An 18,684-nucleotide genomic window follows, 5' to 3' on the forward strand; every position below is an offset into this window, starting at 1 on the left:
GGACATAGTCAATTACGCATTTCTTGTTTCACCGTAGGGATGAGTGGGTATTTTTGCCGCGACATTCGTCCCGAAGAGCGCTCCATGCGTCGTTGGGACGACACCGTATTGCCCCGCCAAGGATGTGCCCCATGACCGCTAGCGCCGCTGCAATGCCCTTCATCTCTCGTCTGTACCCCGCTGTACCACCGGCCAATCCAACCCCTTCGCCCCCTGCACCCGCGCCCACCTCCCTGAGCCGTGCCGGCGCCATCGCCGAGGTGCAACCCCGGCCCCGCGCCAGCCACCTCGCCGCCCACGCCGTCAGCAGCCAGTTCGCGACGCGGCCCGACGTGCGCTCGGTTGTCAGGGACATGCTCGGCGAGGCGATCAACAGCCTGTATCCCACGCTGGAATTCGACGTGGCGCGGACCTCGGTGGCAGAACCGATCGCGGAAAACCCGGTTCAATACCGCTTGACCCCGCTGCTGGATGTCGCGCTCAACCACCTGGCCAGCGGGGCCGATATCGATTTCACCGACAAGTATTCATGGCCGCAGAAACTGGTCAAACAAGGAACCGGCACCACCCTCAGAGTCCCCGACGCTTCAGGCAACCGGCGCGAAGACATCGACATGTCGGCCATCGAACTGGCGATCCGCAGCCTTCGGCCCAGCCTCAAAGACGCGTTTGCGCGAGCCTTGACCCGTTACTGGGGACAAAATGCTGTCGGGGCGGACAACCGCTGGTTGTGGCTCAGCGGCATGCTCAGCGACAACCTGCGCAGTGCGGCGCTGAAACAGCCCGGCCTTACCGATGCACAACGCGCCACCCTTGACCAGGTGGTCACCTGGCCCGAGCGTGCGCAACGCGTGAGTGCCAACGGCGACGATGCGGCGCGGGTCTTCGTGCTCGACACCAGCGTCCGCTACGGTGGCGGTGCCTCCACCCAGCTCAGCCCGGATCTTTTGCTCACCCGTCAGATCGGCGCCAGCACCCAGGTTCTGCATGCCGCGGCCAACGGCCAGATCACCCCTTACGACTCGCTGGAAGCCTTCGGCAAGGCCTGGGGCGAGACGCTGGAAAACGACTTCGTCTTCGACCACTTGACCTGGAAACGCCAGGAGCCGGACGCGAATATCTTCGATGCGCAAGCGGGCATCATTCTGAACAACCAGTTGCAGGCGATAGACAGCATCGAACTCCCACCAGCCGGCAGCCTTCAGGCTCTGGAGCAGCGCTTCAGCGTGCTCAGTGATCCGAGCCCGTGGTTTGTCGGCGCCTATGCCGCAGATTCTGCGGAACTGGCGCGGCTGCAGGAAAAACTGCCGCAGTGGATGCGCAACGCCGACCCGGCCGATCGCCTTGCCTACCATCGCCACGCCCTCGAACTGGCCAGCGATGTCCAACGCAACCAGGGGCGTAACTTTTTTTCGGACATCCCCGATATTCGCACCTATACCCAGCAACAGCTGCAAGCGCAGTTGCAGAACACCGGGCTGCTCGCGGACCACCTCGACGTCACCTTCAAAGTACCGGTCGGCACGTTGGGCAGCGGCTACATCGAGCGCGTCACGATGAGCCTGACCGACATGGCCTTGCGCAATCTGGCCGGGCTGCCCAAGGGCGAAATCGAAGTGCGCCACTTCGGTCAACCGATCAGCGACCCAGCAATGCCGCAGCGCTTGAAAGACATCGTCAGTCAGGTGGACATCGGCAAACACTATCCTGCGTTGCTGCAAACCCACCTGCTGGGTGACAGCGATGAGTCACGTCGGCGCAGCGCCTTGTTCGCCCAACAAGTCCCGCGCCAACTGGCGATGCAGGCGCTGGAGCTCAAGCTCAAGGGCGACGCGGGCATCACCGCGCACGGTTACCGGTATGTGGAGGCGCTGCTGACGCCCGGCGCTGGAGCGAAACAGGTCGACGGGCAAGACATCGTCATGCGGCCCCTGGCGTTTATCCGCAAGTCCGGCGCGACACCCGATGTAGTCCAGAACATGTTCGTCATCGAGCCAGCGAATGCGGCTGTCGGCCCGCACCTTCTCTACCGGCCGATGTTGTCCCCGGTATTGCAGGAATTTGCCACGCGCCAAGCGCTGCTGGAGGCGGTGCAACAGCCCGGCCCCTTGCAGCAAAGCGTGCTGGCCTGGTTGCCCGACGACAGGACGCGCGCGGTGTACGGCAACGGCGGCTTCAAGATTCCCAACATTGCCCGCTACAGCGTCTTCAACGAGTTCGATGCGCCCGCCCAACCGGCACCGACGACACTCGCCGTGGACGGCTATGACGCCGCCAGCACATTACGCCAGGACCTGGAGCAAGGGCGCTTGATGCAGCACCTGTACCAGAGCAACACCCACAGCCTGGTGAACCTGGCCCAGGGGCAATCGGTATCGGACGCGCAGAGCCGCTGGGCTTCCTTCAAGGAACTGGGCGGGTTGTTGTTCAACACCCTGTTACCCGTGTTGCGTGGGCCTGGGGCGATGGCGGGGTGGTTGTTGCAGTTGGCCGGTAGCGAGGACGATATCCGCAGACTGTCCAACCCCGCCGCCCAGAGCGACAGCACGGCCAGCGTGGTGGACCTGTTGCTCAATATGGGCATGGTCTTGACCCATTCCGCGCCCGCCGACGCCGCGCAGCCGCCGCTGACGCTTGACGCTCTCAAAGCCATCGCGCCAAACGATGGCCCGCTGCGCCGCGCCCCGGGCCAGACGCCGGGCGCCCATCGCGCGAGCATCCGCCAAGGCGGTGTGGAGCCTTCTGCCAGCGCCATCGGCGGTCATGCGAGCATGCTGGATTTTGCGTTCTCCAGCCCGCGCCGCCTGAGCCCCGGCCAGCTCGCGCAGATCGAGTCATTCCGGGTAGCCGCGCCGGTCGATGTCGGTGCGGCGATTGCCGAGGGGCCAAAACAGGGCCTGTACCTGAGCCAGGGCGGGCTGTACGCCAACATCGACAAGCAGTGGTTCCGGGTGGCCAACGACCTAGACGGGGTGTTCATCATCGACGCGAACAACCGCGCGCGTACCGGCCCGCCGATCAGGCGTGACGCACAGGGGCGCTGGAGTTTCGACAGTCGCCCCCGGCTGCGCGGTGGCATGCCGCGCAAGAACGGCGTCGCCGAGCGGGTCAAACAAAACAGGCAGGCACAACAGGCGCGAGGGGAAGCGTTCAGTCAGGCCGTCGAGGCCGCACTTGTATTGGATGGACCGAGGGCAGACTCGCGTAATCAAGTGATTGCGAGCATTACCGACTACTACAACGGCCGTAAAAAACTGCGCACGCTGTGGGGGCTGTCTACCACCGGGGAGCATCAACAGCGCTTTATCGCGCCTTACCTGGCGCAGTTGGAACTCACGAAGAACCTCAGGCAGACCATCGACCAGCAACTCGTGCAACTCAAGCAACGCACTGAGGTACACAGTGCGGCGGCTCAGACCGCCATTGACCATCTGGTGCCGAAAAAACTCGGCGCAGTGGATGATCTTTCCGAAGAAAAACAGGCGCGCTCCAATCTCTATGAGACGGTGCTCGACAACTACCGTGAAATCGAACAGTTCTACACCACGCTGGCCGAAGACAGCAATCAACACGTCCCCAGCGGACGCTCGATGGCGGAGGTGGTGAGCGAGGCAAGGACCGGCTCAAAAAGCACGTATATCGAGCTGATGGACAACTTCGCCAGGGTTTACCGCGACTTGGAAAGCGTGCGGGAAGCCGCCCTGGCCTCCGCCGCCGTGCTGGAGAAATGGACGGACGATTCGTCGTTCGGCAAAACCAAGGCCGCGCACTTCCTCAAGCAGCAAGAGCGACAGCCACCTGCGATTACGGCCCTGCGCATGAAGCTGACCAGCCTGACCAACCTCAAAGAACTGAGCCTCGATCGCTATGCGCGAACGAGCGACCCAGTGGAGTCGTTTTACCTGCAGCGCTTGAGTTCAACCAACCTGATCCCCGTCTACAACGCTCACCTGGACCTGCGGCAGTACACCGGTTACAGCTTGAGCGAACGCAAGGCGACGCTGGAAACCGTCGTCGGCACCTACCAGCGCGTGCTCAGCGACAGTCTGGCGATACAGGACACGAATCCCGGCCTTCAGCGAGCCGAGTATCAGCAGCTGTTTGCCGAACGCCTGCGCGATGTGATCAACGATGCCCAAACCGACCTGGCCGAAGTGATGCGCGAGGAACAAGCGCTGGTGCCTGCCGCCGTCGTGCGTATCGATCAACGGCAAAAACCGGCGGGCCAGCGCACGTTCAAGACCCGCGACAAGGAAACCCTGATCGGCACCGCGCGCCCCCAGGCGGCAGGCTCCGGCGCGATCATCGATGTGCTGGACCCGCAATCCGGCCGGTCGGTCGCCAGTTACAGCGAACACGCGAGCGAGGGCGAGTGGGTGAAGATCGTTCCCGCGCAACCCGCACGGCCCGCGTCATCGCCCAAGTCGCTGTCAACGCTCAAGTCCGACGCCAGGAAACTGCTCGAAGAAAGCGCCGGCATTGAACGCACGATCGCGTTCCAGAAACGCAAACTCAACGACCCGCAACGCCGGGAGGGCATCAACCCGCTGGACTGGAACGACATGCTGCAAGCCCAGGCCGAGCGGCTTCAGGCGACCGCCTTGCAGGCCGAAACCCGTCATGGCAGCAATCCCGAAACCGAACAATGGGTCAAACAGTGGCGCACGGCGGCGGACGAACTGCTTGCCAAGGCCCGCCAACATTGCGCTGATGGCTACAAGGTCCTACCCCCCAAACCGGAAAACATCGACTACCTGTGGAAGCACGGGTTCGTCGACATCAACCTGGTCCAGCGAGACATCGCGACCAAAAGCGGCGATGTCTTCACCGAGTACGCCGTGCGTGAAAAAGGCAAGGTCGACGTCTTGTGGTATGCCCATTTCCACTACCCGGCCAAAGGTTCGCCGCGCAATCTCTACACGGCGGCGCACCTGAAGATCCCGTCGCAGCGCACCAAGACCCAGAAAGACCTGGTGGCCGAGGCGGGCAATAACCGCGTGGTGGAACAGATCGTCAGGGCGCGGATCGGCCCGCCGCTGGATGAAAAACTGTTTTTGACGCTGTGACCGAAGCGCTCCGCTGACAGCCGCAGGCCGGCGCGGTTATTGGGCAACCCACAGCGGCCGGATATGCGGCAATGCAGCGGACTGCCTGCCGATGTCCGAAAACGGCAGCGACGGGTCGTCGGCATGGGTCAAGTAACGATGCTCCGGCAGTTTCAGGTGGGCCTTTTCGAATTCCTCGAAGATCGCCGTGCGGCGGTTGTAATGAAAGTGCGCGTACCACAACGGGCGCGGCGGGGTGGCGGTCAGGTCCCAGACTTCATATTCCTGCATGAAGTCGCGATGCCCGTTGGCACGCCTCGCCAGTTCGCTCATCGACGCGGTTCGACGCACCTCGACCACGTGATGCCTGACCAGGTCATCGAGCATGCCGTCGGTGGGTTTGCGGCTGGCCAACGATTGTCGGGTGCGCAAGGCGCGGCCGGCGGCGGTCAGTTCGCTGGCGGTCGTGCGCAATGGCTGGAGGCTCGGCTCCTCGGGGTCAAGGCGCGCGATGCGGTTTGCGCGCAAGGTGAGTTCGGCGGCTTCGCTGACCAGCATGTGTTCAAGGTCCACCGGCAACATGCCCTGGCGGGCATAGGCGTCGACTTTGGCCTGGTACGCCGGCACGGCGCGCAGGCGGTTCTGGGCTTCGCTCACCATCACCGACTTCACGTTCGCCTCCGCCGGGAACTCCACGGGCGGCGCCGGTTGGCGCTGGGCCCGACCGTCCGGGCGTTGCTCCCAGGTCTCGGTGTGGCCGCTGAGGTTGTCGATGGTGTAGCGCGTGGTGTTGGTGCGAGGGTCGGTGCTTTTTATGCCGATCAGCAGCCGGTTGTCTTCGCTTTCAAACACCGTCCCTTGGGGGGCATCGGGCTGCGGGCGCCGCAGGCGAGGTGTTGTGCCGATACGGTGGCGGGCCAGTTGAATCATGCGCTCGAGGTTGTTCAGCAAGGCGTCCAGGTTATCCAGGTCAAAATGTTGCGGGTAGCCTGCGCTCAAGGTTTTAACGCTGAGGCTGAACCGCGCGTAGGCATCGATACATTCGTTGAGGATCCGCGTGCGCTGGCTGACGGTGGTGGGCGTTTTTGTCAGTGCGAAATGCGTGTTCAGGGCCAGGTGAGCGTCGAGATAGACGCGATTGACCTCACTTTGCAAATACAACCAGGAAGGATCGCTGACGTGATCGTAGCGGTTGAACGTATCGATGCTGTGGACGGTGCGCAGATGCGTGCGAAACCCTTCATCGTAGAGCTCGTTCCAGCGCGCCGCGTCATCGCGAGCCTCGCCCGCCAGCGTGCGCGTATTTTGCAGGTCCGCGTCGATCTGTTGCGCGGTCCTGCGCGTGCTTCTGCCTTGGAGGCGCAGATCGGCCTCCAGCGCTGCCAGGTTGATCTGGCTGCTCCATTCGTTCATGACCAGGAAGATGCGGTCGATCCGGTCGAGTTCCTGCACGATTTTCTGGCTGAGACCTTTGCGGGTTTGCAGAAACTGCAGAATGGCGGCGGGGAGTGCTGGCGGCACCTGGATATCAGCGAATTGCCCGGTCAATTCCTGCAGCGCGGCCGCGGCGACTTTCAGGCGTTCCACGGCTCTGCTGGTGACAATCAAGGCAGCGCGGCTTTGCAAGCCTTGGAGGGCCAGGTGCTCTCTGTTGGGGGTGGAGGCGATCACGTCCTGAATGGCGTTGGTCTGCTGAATCGCCAGCTCGATGTCCTGGGTGTAGGCCTGATCAAGGGTTGGCTGCAATGTCTTGCGGGTGGCGAAGTCGCTTTGGTTGGACAGGTGTTGCAGGTTGCTGGTCGCGGCCAGTTGAGCGTCGAGCCGACTGCTCAGCGTATTGAGCGCATTGCTGAGCGCCAGTTGGCGGCGCAGGACATGATCGGTCCACCAGATCGGCAGCCGTTGTCGAATCGCCATCGGCCAGAGCGGCTCGAGGGTGTCCGCCAGGTGCCCGAGCACACCGCCGCCGCCCGCCAGGCCCGCCGGTTGCGCGGTGCCGTAGACGCCGAAGTGGGTGTCCCATTGGCCGGCGTCATCCAGGGCAATCGGTTGTTTGTAGGTTTTCAGCGCGTTGCCGCTCAAGCGCCAATGGCCGTTCTGCAGTTCGACCTGATAGACGTTGCCCTGCCGCACGATGAAGTGGCCGTCGGCATGGCGGTAGATGTTGCGGTAAATACCGTGGCTCGCCGGGGTCAGATGGGCCAGGGCGATCTCCTTGTCGTACTCATACCCGCTGAAGCGCTCGGCGATGCGGCGCGCCTTGCGGCTCATGGGCGGTTGCAGATAGCGGCCGCCCTTGAAGGCATTGCGCAACTGGCGCCCAAGCGTGCGCGTGCGCGCTGCGTTGGGCGTGATCAGCACCCCGCCGGCCACATCCACGCCGGCGTCGATCATTGATTGCAGGACCTGGGTGATGTCGTGCATGCCTTGGGCATGATCGCCGCGTCGAAATGCATCTACCGCGTCATTGGCGCTGACCCAGCCGTCGTAAAGGCCGATCACCGTACCCACCACGGGGACCACGCCGAGCGCCATCTTGATATAGCTGAAGGCCTGCACGCCTTTGATGGCATAGCGTTCCAGGTACAGGTCGCTGTTGGAACGGGAACTGGCGCGGTGGGCCTCCTTGACGCGGCCCATTTGCGCGTTGAGCAAATGGCCGGCCAGCGACGTGGTGACGGGCCAGGGGCGGCCGACGCCGATCAGCGCGTCGAAATGCCGGAGCACCGCTTGATTGATCCGGCTAACGTGGTTGGCCACGTTGCCCAGCAAGGCGCGGCCGGCCAGGTAATTGACCATTGTGCTGCTCAGGCACAGGCGGTACAGCGCCAGTCGCGCGGCTTCAAGGTTGGCGTAGCTGCGCAGGTAGTGGCCGTCCGGGCTCTCGGGCAGATAGAGCAGGGTGAGCCCGGAGTTTTTCTGACGGATGAAGGTGACGCCGGACAACGTGCTTGAACCGTCCTGGGTGTCTGGCCCGCCGACACTGAGGTGGGCGGGGAGCAACTCAATGTCATTGCCATCGGCGCGCCAGGCTTCGGCCGTGCTGGCATTCACGGCGATGTTGAAGGTGTTCAGTTCGGTGGCCGTGATGTGCTTTTGCAGGAACGCCAGGCGCCCCTGGAGCGTAAGCATCAGGCGCTGAGGTTCGAGCAGGCATTCGAGGCGATAGTCACGGCTGAAGTCCGTTTCGCGATCCGAGCCTTGGTAAGCCTCGACGATCAGGTCTTCATACGCTTGGGCCAGGTCCAGTTCCGGCACCAGCTTGCGCAGGTAGTTGGCGCTGAGCCCGGCGGTGAGTGCCTGGCCTTCCGTGGCGTCCTGGCTGCTGACCTCGACCTTCATGAACGTCAAGCGCTCGGCGATCGGCGTATCGATGTTGCTCAGCGCCAGCTCATCCAGGCTCATTTTGACCCGGGTGGCGCTGGGGACCTGCACCGTCTTGGTCGGAGTGCCTGGCGCGCCAGGGGCTCCGACGAAATGCTGTTGATGCGTGACCGATTCGGGAACGTCGAGCTGAACGCTGAACGGTTGTTTGAGCGAGAAGTCCCGGGACAGCCTTGCGTGCAGGCGTTTTGTGCAAAAACTGCTGATCAGCGGCAGCTTCAGGTTCAATACTTCATCGGCGCGTTGCAACGCCACGATGTAGCGCTCCAGCAGGGCCTTGAGTTCGGCCCTGTCGGCCGCTGAAACCTGGCCGAGCCAGACCGGCAGTTGCGCCGCCAGTGCGCCGCTCTGCTGCTGCTCCAGAAGCTGCGCATAGGCCAGTTCGCGCGCGGTGTTGGTCGATACGCCCAGTTCCTGGATCGCTTGCACGCGCATGGGTTGCAGCTCCCGGGCTTGGCGCTCGGTGTCGTCCGGGGCGCGGCGAAGCATCGCTTCGATCTGGGCGACCCAGTCGTCGAGTTGCACGGTGAGGCTGTACTCGAACGGGGTCTGATTGAGCAGGGCCAGTTCCAGCGACGCCGCGTCCGAGGGCGTTACGCCGAGCCACTGTTCAAGCGCCTGGCGCGAAGCGAAGTGCTGCAGCCCGCCCTGGCTGCCCGGCCAGTACAACAACAGGTCCTGAGGCGTTGACGCATCGAGCAGCGCCGCTTCCAGGGTGATCAGCAGCACGCCGTCCAGTTCTTTGCGCTGGGTGTTGATTGCGTCGTTGCTGCGCTCGCGGATCGACAGCGTCAAGGTCGCCACCGACACTTTGAGTTCGGGGTCTGGCGCGTTGAGCGGGTCAAGCGCGGCCAGGAGCATGGCGTACCCGGCCGGGCTGATCTGGTTGAGTTGGCGCTGCAGGCTGGCTTCGGCAAGCAGCCCGTTCAGCCGTGCCTGGAGCAAGCGGTGATAGTCGGGGTTGGCCTGTTGGGACAGCTCCAATAGCTGGTTCTGGGGTTGATTCCACAGCGCGCTGGCCGCTTCGTGGGCTTGCTGTTGCGCCTCGTGCAAGCGGTTGAGTTGGCTGCGCAACGTGGCCTGTTGCTCATCGCTCGGCGGCGGCAATATGGCAGGCGCTTGCACCGTACCGAAGAGCGGCTGTTGTTGCCGCGACAGCGCGTGGCGGCGCTGGGTCAGGGGCAGGTCGGCGGTCAGTCCGGCGAAGACTATGGGCGCGCTGTCGAGGGGCGCGTCGTCCTCGGCGGGAGCGAGCGCGGATGCCGGCGGCAAGGCGAAAACCCCCTGGCTGCGCTGTTGCCGGTCCACCTGATCGGCTGCTTCCAGCGCTCTGTGTCCATGTTCGGCGAGGTCGCGGCCGTGGGGGTATTTCAAGCTGGCCTGCTTTTCTTTGAGGCGATGTTCCAACAGGTGCGTCACGCCGGCTTGCAGGGGCTCGTCGACCTCGCGGTAGTCGATCAGGTTGTCTCGCGCGATGGCCGTCACGCCGGGGAACAGCGTGGGGTGATCGAGCAACCACTGCTCCATGCCGACGCGGCTGTTGAACAGGTTCAGCGCCGGTTCTTCAGAGGGCAGGTACAACAGCTGGAGGACGACCTCGGCATCCAGGGTAATGACCAGCGCGCCGGGTATCTCGGCATCGGCCAACCCGGTGCGTTTGAGCAGCAGTTGCTCGGCGTAGATCTTCTGACCGTCGAGCTGCAACGCGCCGCTTGGCGGGTCGAGGACCGTGAGCAACGGTTTCAATTGATCGGCCGTGATCGCCCCCGAGGCGCAGGCCAACTGCGCGGCGGCTTGGAGATGGCTGCTGTACTGCGCAACCGCGTGATCGCGACGCGAGACCGCAGTGCCAGGCGCGCGCGTGAACCACCAGTAGCGGACCCACGCGGTTCGCAGGGCCTGTTCCACGTTGAGCTGGGTAAAGGGTTTAACCAGCTCGAACGGTTGCGCTGCGTACTGGGTTTTGCTTTCCGGCAGGCCGATCACCCGGCAATGTTGGTAAAGCGCGGCGTAGGCGGGAAATTGATGAACGAAGGCACTGGCCTGGGTCAGTGTGATGGAGCGCGCCGGTCTTTCATCGGAGGCGGCAAAGTGCAACTGCACGCTGTCGCCGTCCAGGTCCAGTTGCTCGTTGATGAACGCGTTGAGCGAGGCGTGGACACTGGGCGCATCGGTGCTGAGCCGGAGCATCTGTTCGCGGCTGGCGTGCCAGCGGGCCGTGGCTTCCAGCAGCAGGCTTTCGTCCACGGGGCGAACCTGCGCGTGGGAAAACGGCGGGAAATCGCGCACGGCAAGGGGGGAGAGCGGGTTGGATGTATCGGTCATGTGACGGCACTCGAAAAATAGGGGCAGAACGGTGCTTTACCGGTCGGAGCCCTATTTAAAGGTGGAGAACGAGGCGCGCAGGGATAGATAGTTAGTGAGCCGACCGTTGAGCGACATTCATTAAACTGTCACGCAACTGTGGCAGCGCGCTTGAACAAACTTCATCAGACTCGCGCTCTACTGGGGTTCTGTGTTTCGGTGTTTTTCATGCGCGTGTTGCTGTTACTGGCCGCTCTACTGTTCGGCCTGCCGTCTTTTGCGGCGTCTCGATGTGATGTCAATGTCCCGACCCAAACGGTCGATCTGGCTCAGGTGAGCATCGCCTACCAGAGCATCGGCCGTGCGTCCGATCCGGCCTTGTTGCTGGTGATGGGCCTGGGCGGGCAACTGATCCACTGGCCTGACGAGGTTGTCGTCGCCCTGTGCCAGCAAGGTTTCCGGGTGATCCGCTACGACAATCGCGATGTCGGCCTGTCCACCTGGCGCCAGGCTCCGGCCAGCGCCAACCTGACGTTTGAAGTGTTGCGCTACAAACTCGGCCTGCCCGTGGCGGCGCCATACACGCTGACCGACATGGCCGATGACGCCCTGGGCTTGATGGATGCGTTGCAGGTCCGGCAATTCCATGTCCTCGGGGCGAGCATGGGCGGCATGATTGCCCAGCACCTGGCCGCGATGGCGCCGCAGCGGGTGGAAAGCCTGACGCTGATCATGACCAGCTCCGGCGCCGAAGGCCTGCCGGCGCCGAATGCGGCGCTGGTGCAATTGTTGTCGCGGCGCAGCGCACCCAATCGCGCAGTGGCCCTGGAGCAACAGGCCGATTTGCTGGCCGCGCTGGGCAGCCCGTATGTCAAGGATGACCGCCAGGTGTTGCTGCATCAGGCCGCGCTGTCCTACGACCGTGCGTTCAACCCCGAGGGCGTGAAGCGCCAGATCATGGCGATCCTCGCCGAACCGAGCCGCGTGCCGTTGCTCAACCAATTGCGCGTGCCGACCCTGGTGGTGCATGGCACCGCCGACCCGTTGTTGCCGGTGATGCACGGCGTACACCTGGCCGCGCATATCCAGGGGAGCCAGTTGAAGCTGATTCCGGGCCTGGCCCATCGTTTCCAGGAAGCGTTCAAGGCGCCGTTGCTGGCGGCGGTGTTGCCGTACCTGCAAGCCCATCGCGAAGACGCCACCCATTGGGCGCAGATCGAGCCGCCGGTCTCGGCGAAGGTGTTGTGACATTGGTGTATCGTGCAGCTTTTGCGGCGCATTAATGCCAGCGAGGTTGCCTACCATGAGTACTGCCCTGAAAATCGATTTCGTCAGCGATGTGTCCTGCCCCTGGTGCGTCATCGGCCTGCGCGGCCTGACCGAAGCCCTCGACCAGCTCGGCAGCGAGGTGCAGGCCGAGATCCACTTCCAGCCGTTCGAACTGAACCCTGGCATGCCCGCCGAGGGCCAGAACATCGTCGAGCACATCACCGAGAAATACGGCTCCAGCGCCGAAGAGTCCCAGGCCACCCGTGCGCGCATCCGCGACATGGGCGCCGAGTTGGGCTTTGCATTCCGCACCGACGGCCAGAGCCGCATCTACAACACCTTCGATGCTCATCGCCTGCTGCATTGGGCCGGGTTGGAGGGCTTGCAGTACAACCTCAAGGAAGCGCTGTTCAAAGCCTATTTCAGCGATGGCCAGGACCCGTCCGATCACGCGACGCTGGTGCGTATCGCCGAGAGCGTCGGCCTGGACCCGCAACGCGCCGCGGCGATTCTCGCCAGCGATGAATACGTCGCCGAGGTGCGCGAGCAGGAACAACTGTGGGTGTCCCGTGGCGTGACGTCGGTGCCGACCATCGTGTTCAACGGGCAGTACGCGGTCAGCGGTGGCCAGCCGGTCGAAACGTTTGTCGGGGCGATTCGCCAGATCATCCGCGAATCCCGATCCTGACGCTGGTCCCATGTGGGAGGGGCTCATTGTCCTCAAGAGAGTCCCTGGCCCGTCCCTTGCATTGACCCCCCAAAGCCCATCCGCAATCCGGTTGGGCGCTGCCATTGGGGGTGAAACATTACCTTGAATATTCTTGACCTCGACCACAGCCTTACGGGCCAAGCGCCGATTGCCCGGCGTTTGGCCAGTGGTCATGCCACCCGTCTCGACTTGCTGGACCTGGGCCCGAAACTGCGCCTGTGGTCCACCGAAAAAACCTGGAAGCGCTTCACCGAACGCCTGGCGGCACGGCCCCGGCCCACGGACGCGCGGCCGGAAATCCTGTTTGTCGGCTCCGGCGACTATCACCACCTGACGCCGGCATTTCTGGCCGACCTGAAAGAACCGATCAGCCTGATCCACTTCGACAACCACCCCGACTGGGTCCGCTTTGCGCCCAAGCGCCACTGCGGGTCGTGGGTCAACCGCGCGCTGAAGATGCCGGCGATCAAGCGCATCGTCACCCTCGGCCCGTGCAGCGATGACCTGCATAACCCGCAGCTGCGCGGCGGCAACCTCGGCGCCCTCACGCGCGGGCAATTGCAGCTGTTTCCATGGCAGCACCCGCCGTCGAAAGTCTGGGGGCGGGTCGGCGATGGCGCCGGCCACCAGCAGCAGGAAAATTACCTGTACTGGCGCAACCTGGCGGAGCTGGACTGGGCCGCATTCCTTGAGCAAATGATCAGCAGCCTGCCCACCGAAGCCATCTGGATCACCATCGACAAAGATGTGCTGGCCAGCGAAGACGCGGCCACCAACTGGGACCAGGGCGGCATGCGCCTGAGCCATCTGCTCCAGGCCCTGCGGGCCCTGGCGGCGCGCAAACGGATCATCGGCATCGACGTGTGCGGCGAGTTCGCCAAGCCCGTGTTCAGTAACGCCTTCAAGCGTTGGGAGGCCAAGTCCGACCAGCCGCCGGCCGAGCGCTGGAGTGCCGAGGACCTGCAGCGCAATGCCGCGACCAACGAAGCCCTGATCAACCTGTTTGAGGAGCTGTTTCCGTGACTTTGACCGTGGTGTTGCTGGTGGCCTTTTCCATCGTGCTCGATGTGGTCGGCCAGTTGTTTTTCAAGATGGGCCTGGACCGTTTGCCGGAGTTGGAGGGCGGCTTTCGCCTGAACGCGTTCTGGGGCCAGGTGTTCAATGCGCCGTTGTTGTGGGCGGGGCTCGGGGCCTACGCCATCGAGTTTTTCGTCTGGCTTGAAGCCTTGTCCCGCGCGCCGTTGAGCCTGTTGTTTCCGGCGGCGGCGCTGGCTTATTGCGGGGTGGTGCTGGCGGGCAAGCTGGTGCTGGGGGAAACCGTCAGCCGCCGGCGCTGGATGGGCACGCTGGTGATTACTTTCGGCGTGATGTTAGTCGCGATTGCAGGGGGTCAGGCATGAGTACGCAAAATATCGATCAGGGCTGGTTGCACGAACGCCTTGGCACCGTGGTGCTGTGGGCGTTGCTGATTTGCACCGAGAGCGCCGGGCAGCTGTTTACCAAGGTCGCCGGGGACCAACTGGGGCAGATGGATTTCAACTGGCAGTGGTTGTCCGAAGTGGCGCGCAACCCGGGGATTCTGGCGGCGATCGCCAGTTACATCGGCGCGTTTTTCGTGTGGATGCTGATCCTGCGGCGCAGCAGCCTGTCGCTGGCGTTTCCGCTGAGTTCGCTGGTGTTTGTGGTGGTGTTGCTCGGTTCGTGGCTGGGGCTGGGGGAACATATCAGCCTGCTGCACTGGGTGGGCGTTGGGGTGATTATCGTCGGGATCGGGTTGTTGGCCGAAGGCGAGGAAAACTGAAAGTATCGCGATGAAATACTGGCTCCATGTGGGAGGGGGCTTGCCCCCGATAGCGGTAGATCAGTCCCGTATGTATTGGCTGACCCTGCGCTATCGGGGGCAAGCCCCCTCCCACATTTTTATCGATGTGCATCAGTTGAACTTGTAGCTGATCGCCGTCTGCACCTGGCTCTGGTTCACTTTGCCGGCCTGCTTGACGATGCTGCTGTTCGCCGCCGAACCCACCAGGCGGACCCAGCTGGCACTGGTCAACAGCGACCATTTCGTCGCCAGGGGAAACTCGAAGCTCTGGGTGAACGTCACGTTCTGGAAGCCGCCGCTGGCGTTGTAGGGGCGGAAACCCGAGGCGGCGGCTTCGCTATCGCTCACGCCGAAAAACGTGTTGGTCTGGCGTCGGTCGGCAAAATGCGCCATCAGGTCGCTGCTGCCGATGATCCCACCGGCCAGCGGATAGCCCAGCTCGCCGCCGACCTTGCCGAGCACGCCGCCCTGACCCTGGGCGCCGCCCACGGCGCGACCCAGTTGGGCGTAGACGCGCCAGAAGTCGGCCGGCGCGTATTCCACGAACCCACCGACTTCGGCCATGCTCGACACTTCGCGCAGCCCCGACAAGGCGCCGTTGGACGTGCGGCGCGACAGGTAGTTGATGTACGGGCCGGCGCTGAAACCGTTGGTTTTCAAGGCGCTCCAGGACAGGCCGTCATCGGTGCTCAGGCTCACGTCGCCCCAGTCCAGGTCGAGGTATGGAACGGCCGCGGTTTCATAGCGGGTGCCGGTGGGTTCCTTGGGCTGGTAGCTGATACCCGCGCCTGCTTCACCGGTGATGCCGTCGGCCTGCGCGGCTTGTGAAACGCTCCACAGCCCCAGAAATCCGGCGAATACAGCGGAGGTGATCCTGAACATGGTCACTGTTCCTTGATTGAATATGCGCGCATGAACGCGCAAAGCGCAGCCTTGGCGCAAGCACTCATCTTGTTTGTAGCAAGCTACAAAAATTGTAGCTCCTTCGACACAAAACCGTCTGACATCCGCGCAAACCCCCAGCGCCATTGGGTGCTGGCCAGTTGGCACAGTCCCTGCTCTACACCTTCTGCAAGCGCACAGAGCGCGCTCCTCCTCAAGGTAAACGCAGATGATCCACTGGCATATCGTGTGTGACTTCGACGGGACCATTACCCCCACCGATGTCATCGACAACGTCCTCCAACGCTTCGCCGGCCCCGAGTGGGAAACCATCGAGCAGGAATGGTTGGATGGGCATATCGGTTCCCGCGAATGCCTGAGCCGCCAACTCGCGCTGATCAAGGCCACCCCAAGTGAGCTGCTGGCGTATTTCGACAGCGTCGAGATCGACCCGGACTTCCCCGATTTCGTCGATCACGTCATCGGCCTGGGGGCTTCCATCGAAGTGGTCAGCGACGGCATCGAGCAAGGCATCGCGCGGATTCTGTCGCGCAACTACGTGAGCTTGCTGCCGATCCTCGCCAACCGCCTGCGCCAGGTCGACCAGAACAGCTGGCGCATCGACTTCCCGTATGCCAGCGATGCCTGCCGTGCCGCTTCCGGCAACTGCAAGTGCAAATCCACCCCGCGCAACAAGCGCGTGCTGGTGATCGGTGACGGCAAGTCCGACATGTGCGTGGCCTCCACTGCCGACTTCGTTTTCGCCAAGGGCAGCCTTGCCCGGTACTGCGAGGCCAACAACATTCCCCATGCGCGCTTCGACACCTTCGCCGAAGTGAGCGCATTGCTGGCCAAGCTGCCACAGGGCATCGCCGCCAACGCCACGACCTTTGCCCCTACTGACCTCTCTATTGAAAATCAGGAACTCTTCCACCATGTCTGATATCCGCATCGCGAGCGCCGAAGACCAGATTCTTCTGGATAAAGAAGCCAAATACTGCTCTTACGGCGACACCGTTCACTACATCGAGCCACCGCGCATTTTCAGCCGTTGCGAAGGTTCCTACGTGTGGGACACCGAAGATCAGGCCTACCTCGACCTGCAAATGTGGTACTCGGCGGTCAACTTCGGCTATGCCAACCCGCGCTTGAACAATGCGCTGAAACAGCAGATCGACACCCTGCCGCAAATCGCCAGCCAGTACCTGCACAAAGGCAAGATCGAACTGTCGGAAATGATCGCGGTCGACGCCAAGAAGAAGTTCGGCCTCGACGGTCGCGTCCACTTCAACGTCGGCGGTTCGCAGTCCATCGAAGACTCCCTGAAAGTGGTGCGTAACGCTACCAACGGCAAGAGCCTGATGTTCGCCTTCGAAGGCGGCTACCACGGCCGCACCCTCGGCGCGTCGTCGATCACCTCCAGCTACCGCTACCGTCGTCGCTACGGCCACTTCGGCGAGCGTGCGCAGTTCATCCCGTTCCCGTACCACTTCCGCGGCCCTAAAGGCATGACCAAGGAAGAATACGGCAGCCACTGCGTGCAGCAATTCGCCCGCCTGTTCGAGACCGAATACAACGGCGTGTGGGACCCGAAAGTCGGACAGAGTGAATACGCCGCGTTCTACGTCGAGCCGATCCAGGGCACCGGCGGCTATGTGATCCCGCCGATGAACTTCTACCGCGAGCTCAAGCAGGTGCTGGACCAGCACGGCATCCTGATGGTGTCCGACGAAATCCAGATGGGCTTCTACCGCACCGGCAAGCTGTGGTCGATCGAACACTTCGACGTACAACCCGACGTGATCGTGTTCGGCAAGGCGCTGACCAACGGCCTCAACCCGCTGGGCGGCATCTGGGCCCGTGAAGAGCTGATCAACCCGAAGATCTTCCCGCCAGGTTCGACCCACTCCACCTTCGCCTCCAACCCGTTGGGCACGGCGGTAGGCCTGGAAATGTTCAAGATGACCAACGAAGTCGACTACGGCGCGATGGTCATGGCCAAGGGCAAGTTCTTCCTGGAAGGCTTGCAGGACCTGCAGAAACGCTTCCCGATCATCGGCGACGTCGACGGCCTGGGCCTGGCCCTGCGCTGCGAAATCTGCGGCCCGGATGGTTTCACGCCGGACAAGGCGACCCTGGACTACATGGTCGAAGAAGGCATGAAAGGCGACATGGTGGTGGACGGACGCAAACTCGGCCTGATCCTCGACGTGGGCGGCTACTACAAGAACGTGATCACCCTGGCACCGTCCCTGGAAATCAGCTACCCGGAAATCGAACTGGGCCTGAAGCTGCTCGAGCAACTGCTGGTGCGAGCGACTAAACGGTGAGCAACGTCGGGATCGACCTCGGTGAGGGTGATGCCGGCTTCGTTCTCGGTGAAGGGCCGGTCGGCATCCTGTTGATCCACGGCCTGACAGGCACGCCGACGGAACTGCGCCAGGTCGCCAAGGGCCTGGCCAAGGTGGGTAATTGCACGGTGTACGTGCCCACCCTGGCCGGGCACTGCGGCGACAACAGCGACCTGCAGGCCACCGGCTGGCTGGACTGGTACGAAGGGTTGCGCCGAACCTTCGCCCAGGTCCGTCAGCGCCATGAACAGGTGTTTGTCGGCGGTCTGTCGATGGGTGCGGTGATGTCGATGTACCTGGCCTCGGAGCATCCGGGCCAGGTCGCCGGGCTGCTGATGTATTCGACCACCTTGAAGTACGACGGCTGGAGCATCAACAAGCTGGCGTTCCTTACGCCGTTGCTGATGAAAATTCCGTTCGGCGTGCATATCTGTCGCTTTGAAGAGAAGCCGCCCTACGGCATCAAGAACGAACGCCTGCGGGCGATCGTCGAGCGGCAGATGAAGGAAGGGGAGAGCAGCGAGGCTGGCCTGCTGACCATGGAGGGCATCACGGTGCGCGAGTTGCACCGGATGAACGCCGTGGTCAAGAAGCGCATGCCTCAGGTCAAGGTGCCGGCCCTGGTGCTGCATTCGATCGAGGATGACATCACCAGCCGCTGGAACGCCGATTACGTGGAACGTCACCTCGGCGGGCCGGTGACCAAGATCCTGCTGGACAACTGCTACCACATGATCACCGTCGACCTGCAATACCGCCGGGTGATCGAGTTGAGTGCGGAGTTTGTCGAGCTGCACACCGCTTCCGTGGACGCCGGTGCGTTGTGGCGAGGGCGCTTGCCCGCGTCAGGCAGCGAAGCGAGCCTGGAACCTGCCACCTCGTTCTAGTTGTAAGGAGCGCGTGTCATTGAGGGGGCTG

The 18,684-nt window shown here is 63.0% G+C and carries 11 protein-coding genes; 9 read left to right on the forward strand and 2 right to left on the reverse strand.

All coding sequences use genetic code 11. The features are described 5' to 3' along the window. Window positions 1-131: 131 nt before the first annotated feature. Window positions 132-5,066: a dermonecrotic toxin domain-containing protein gene (locus PverR02_RS05915; RefSeq protein WP_227778793.1), complete on the forward strand. Its 4,935-nt coding sequence runs from the start codon at window positions 132-134 to the stop codon at window positions 5,064-5,066. A gap of 36 nt (window positions 5,067-5,102) precedes the next feature. On the opposite strand, the gene PverR02_RS05920 is transcribed toward PverR02_RS05915, so the two are convergent. After that, on the reverse strand, window positions 5,103-10,754 hold the full coding sequence (locus tag PverR02_RS05920) for a dermonecrotic toxin domain-containing protein (RefSeq protein WP_079442943.1): 5,652 nt from the start codon (window positions 10,752-10,754) through the stop codon (window positions 5,103-5,105). Window positions 10,755-10,961: 207 nt separating this feature from the next. Between PverR02_RS05920 and PverR02_RS05925 the strand changes: the two genes are divergently transcribed. From PverR02_RS05925 to PverR02_RS05945, 5 genes are all read left to right on the forward strand, one after another. Beyond that, complete coding sequence (locus PverR02_RS05925; RefSeq protein WP_079442944.1) at window positions 10,962-11,981, forward strand: alpha/beta fold hydrolase; 1,020 nt, start codon at window positions 10,962-10,964, stop codon at window positions 11,979-11,981. A gap of 55 nt (window positions 11,982-12,036) precedes the next feature. Further along, a complete protein-coding gene (locus PverR02_RS05930; RefSeq protein WP_046384553.1) occupies window positions 12,037-12,690 on the forward strand; it encodes a DsbA family oxidoreductase in 654 nt (217 codons plus the stop codon). A 123-nt stretch (window positions 12,691-12,813) separates the two neighbouring features. Continuing rightward, on the forward strand, window positions 12,814-13,734 hold the full coding sequence (locus tag PverR02_RS05935; protein ID WP_017844595.1) for an arginase family protein: 921 nt from the start codon (window positions 12,814-12,816) through the stop codon (window positions 13,732-13,734). After that, complete coding sequence (locus tag PverR02_RS05940) at window positions 13,731-14,111, forward strand: DMT family transporter (RefSeq protein WP_017844596.1); 381 nt, start codon at window positions 13,731-13,733, stop codon at window positions 14,109-14,111. The genes PverR02_RS05935 and PverR02_RS05940 overlap by 4 nt, the downstream gene beginning before the upstream one ends. After that, a complete protein-coding gene (locus PverR02_RS05945) occupies window positions 14,108-14,512 on the forward strand; it encodes an EamA family transporter (RefSeq protein ID WP_017844597.1) in 405 nt (134 codons plus the stop codon). Before PverR02_RS05940 ends, PverR02_RS05945 begins: the two co-directional genes overlap by 4 nt. A gap of 132 nt (window positions 14,513-14,644) precedes the next feature. Here the strand turns inward: PverR02_RS05945 and PverR02_RS05950 are convergent, their stop codons facing one another. After that, entirely contained in the window at window positions 14,645-15,415 is a 771-nt protein-coding gene (locus tag PverR02_RS05950; protein WP_079442945.1) for a MipA/OmpV family protein, read from the reverse strand. A 229-nt stretch (window positions 15,416-15,644) separates the two neighbouring features. Between PverR02_RS05950 and PverR02_RS05955 the strand changes: the two genes are divergently transcribed. From PverR02_RS05955 to PverR02_RS05965, 3 genes are read left to right on the forward strand one after another with little or no spacing between them, the layout of a single operon-like run. Continuing rightward, entirely contained in the window at window positions 15,645-16,358 is a 714-nt protein-coding gene (locus PverR02_RS05955; RefSeq protein WP_017844599.1) for an MtnX-like HAD-IB family phosphatase, read from the forward strand. Next, complete coding sequence (locus PverR02_RS05960) at window positions 16,351-17,745, forward strand: aspartate aminotransferase family protein (protein ID WP_017844600.1); 1,395 nt, start codon at window positions 16,351-16,353, stop codon at window positions 17,743-17,745. Before PverR02_RS05955 ends, PverR02_RS05960 begins: the two co-directional genes overlap by 8 nt. Beyond that, window positions 17,742-18,653: an alpha/beta hydrolase gene (locus PverR02_RS05965; RefSeq protein WP_046485794.1), complete on the forward strand. Its 912-nt coding sequence runs from the start codon at window positions 17,742-17,744 to the stop codon at window positions 18,651-18,653. The genes PverR02_RS05960 and PverR02_RS05965 overlap by 4 nt, the downstream gene beginning before the upstream one ends. The last annotated feature ends 31 nt before the right edge of the window (window positions 18,654-18,684 follow it).

The organism is Pseudomonas veronii, assembly GCF_002028325.1.
Classification (GTDB): domain Bacteria; phylum Pseudomonadota; class Gammaproteobacteria; order Pseudomonadales; family Pseudomonadaceae; genus Aquipseudomonas; species Aquipseudomonas veronii.

What these genes read in the sequence shown, in the direction of transcription:
- PverR02_RS05915 (WP_227778793.1), top strand. Translation starts at nt 132, where the DNA reads ATGACCGCTAGCGCCGCTGCAATGCCCTTCATCTCTCGTCTGTACCCC.
- PverR02_RS05920 (WP_079442943.1), bottom strand. Translation starts at nt 10,754, where the DNA reads ATGACCGATACATCCAACCCGCTCTCCCCCCTTGCCGTGCGCGATTTC.
- PverR02_RS05925 (WP_079442944.1), top strand. Translation starts at nt 10,962, where the DNA reads ATGCGCGTGTTGCTGTTACTGGCCGCTCTACTGTTCGGCCTGCCGTCT.
- PverR02_RS05930 (WP_046384553.1), top strand. Translation starts at nt 12,037, where the DNA reads ATGAGTACTGCCCTGAAAATCGATTTCGTCAGCGATGTGTCCTGCCCC.
- PverR02_RS05945 (WP_017844597.1), top strand. Translation starts at nt 14,108, where the DNA reads ATGAGTACGCAAAATATCGATCAGGGCTGGTTGCACGAACGCCTTGGC.
- PverR02_RS05950 (WP_079442945.1), bottom strand. Translation starts at nt 15,415, where the DNA reads ATGTTCAGGATCACCTCCGCTGTATTCGCCGGATTTCTGGGGCTGTGG.
- PverR02_RS05955 (WP_017844599.1), top strand. Translation starts at nt 15,645, where the DNA reads ATGATCCACTGGCATATCGTGTGTGACTTCGACGGGACCATTACCCCC.
- PverR02_RS05960 (WP_017844600.1), top strand. Translation starts at nt 16,351, where the DNA reads ATGTCTGATATCCGCATCGCGAGCGCCGAAGACCAGATTCTTCTGGAT.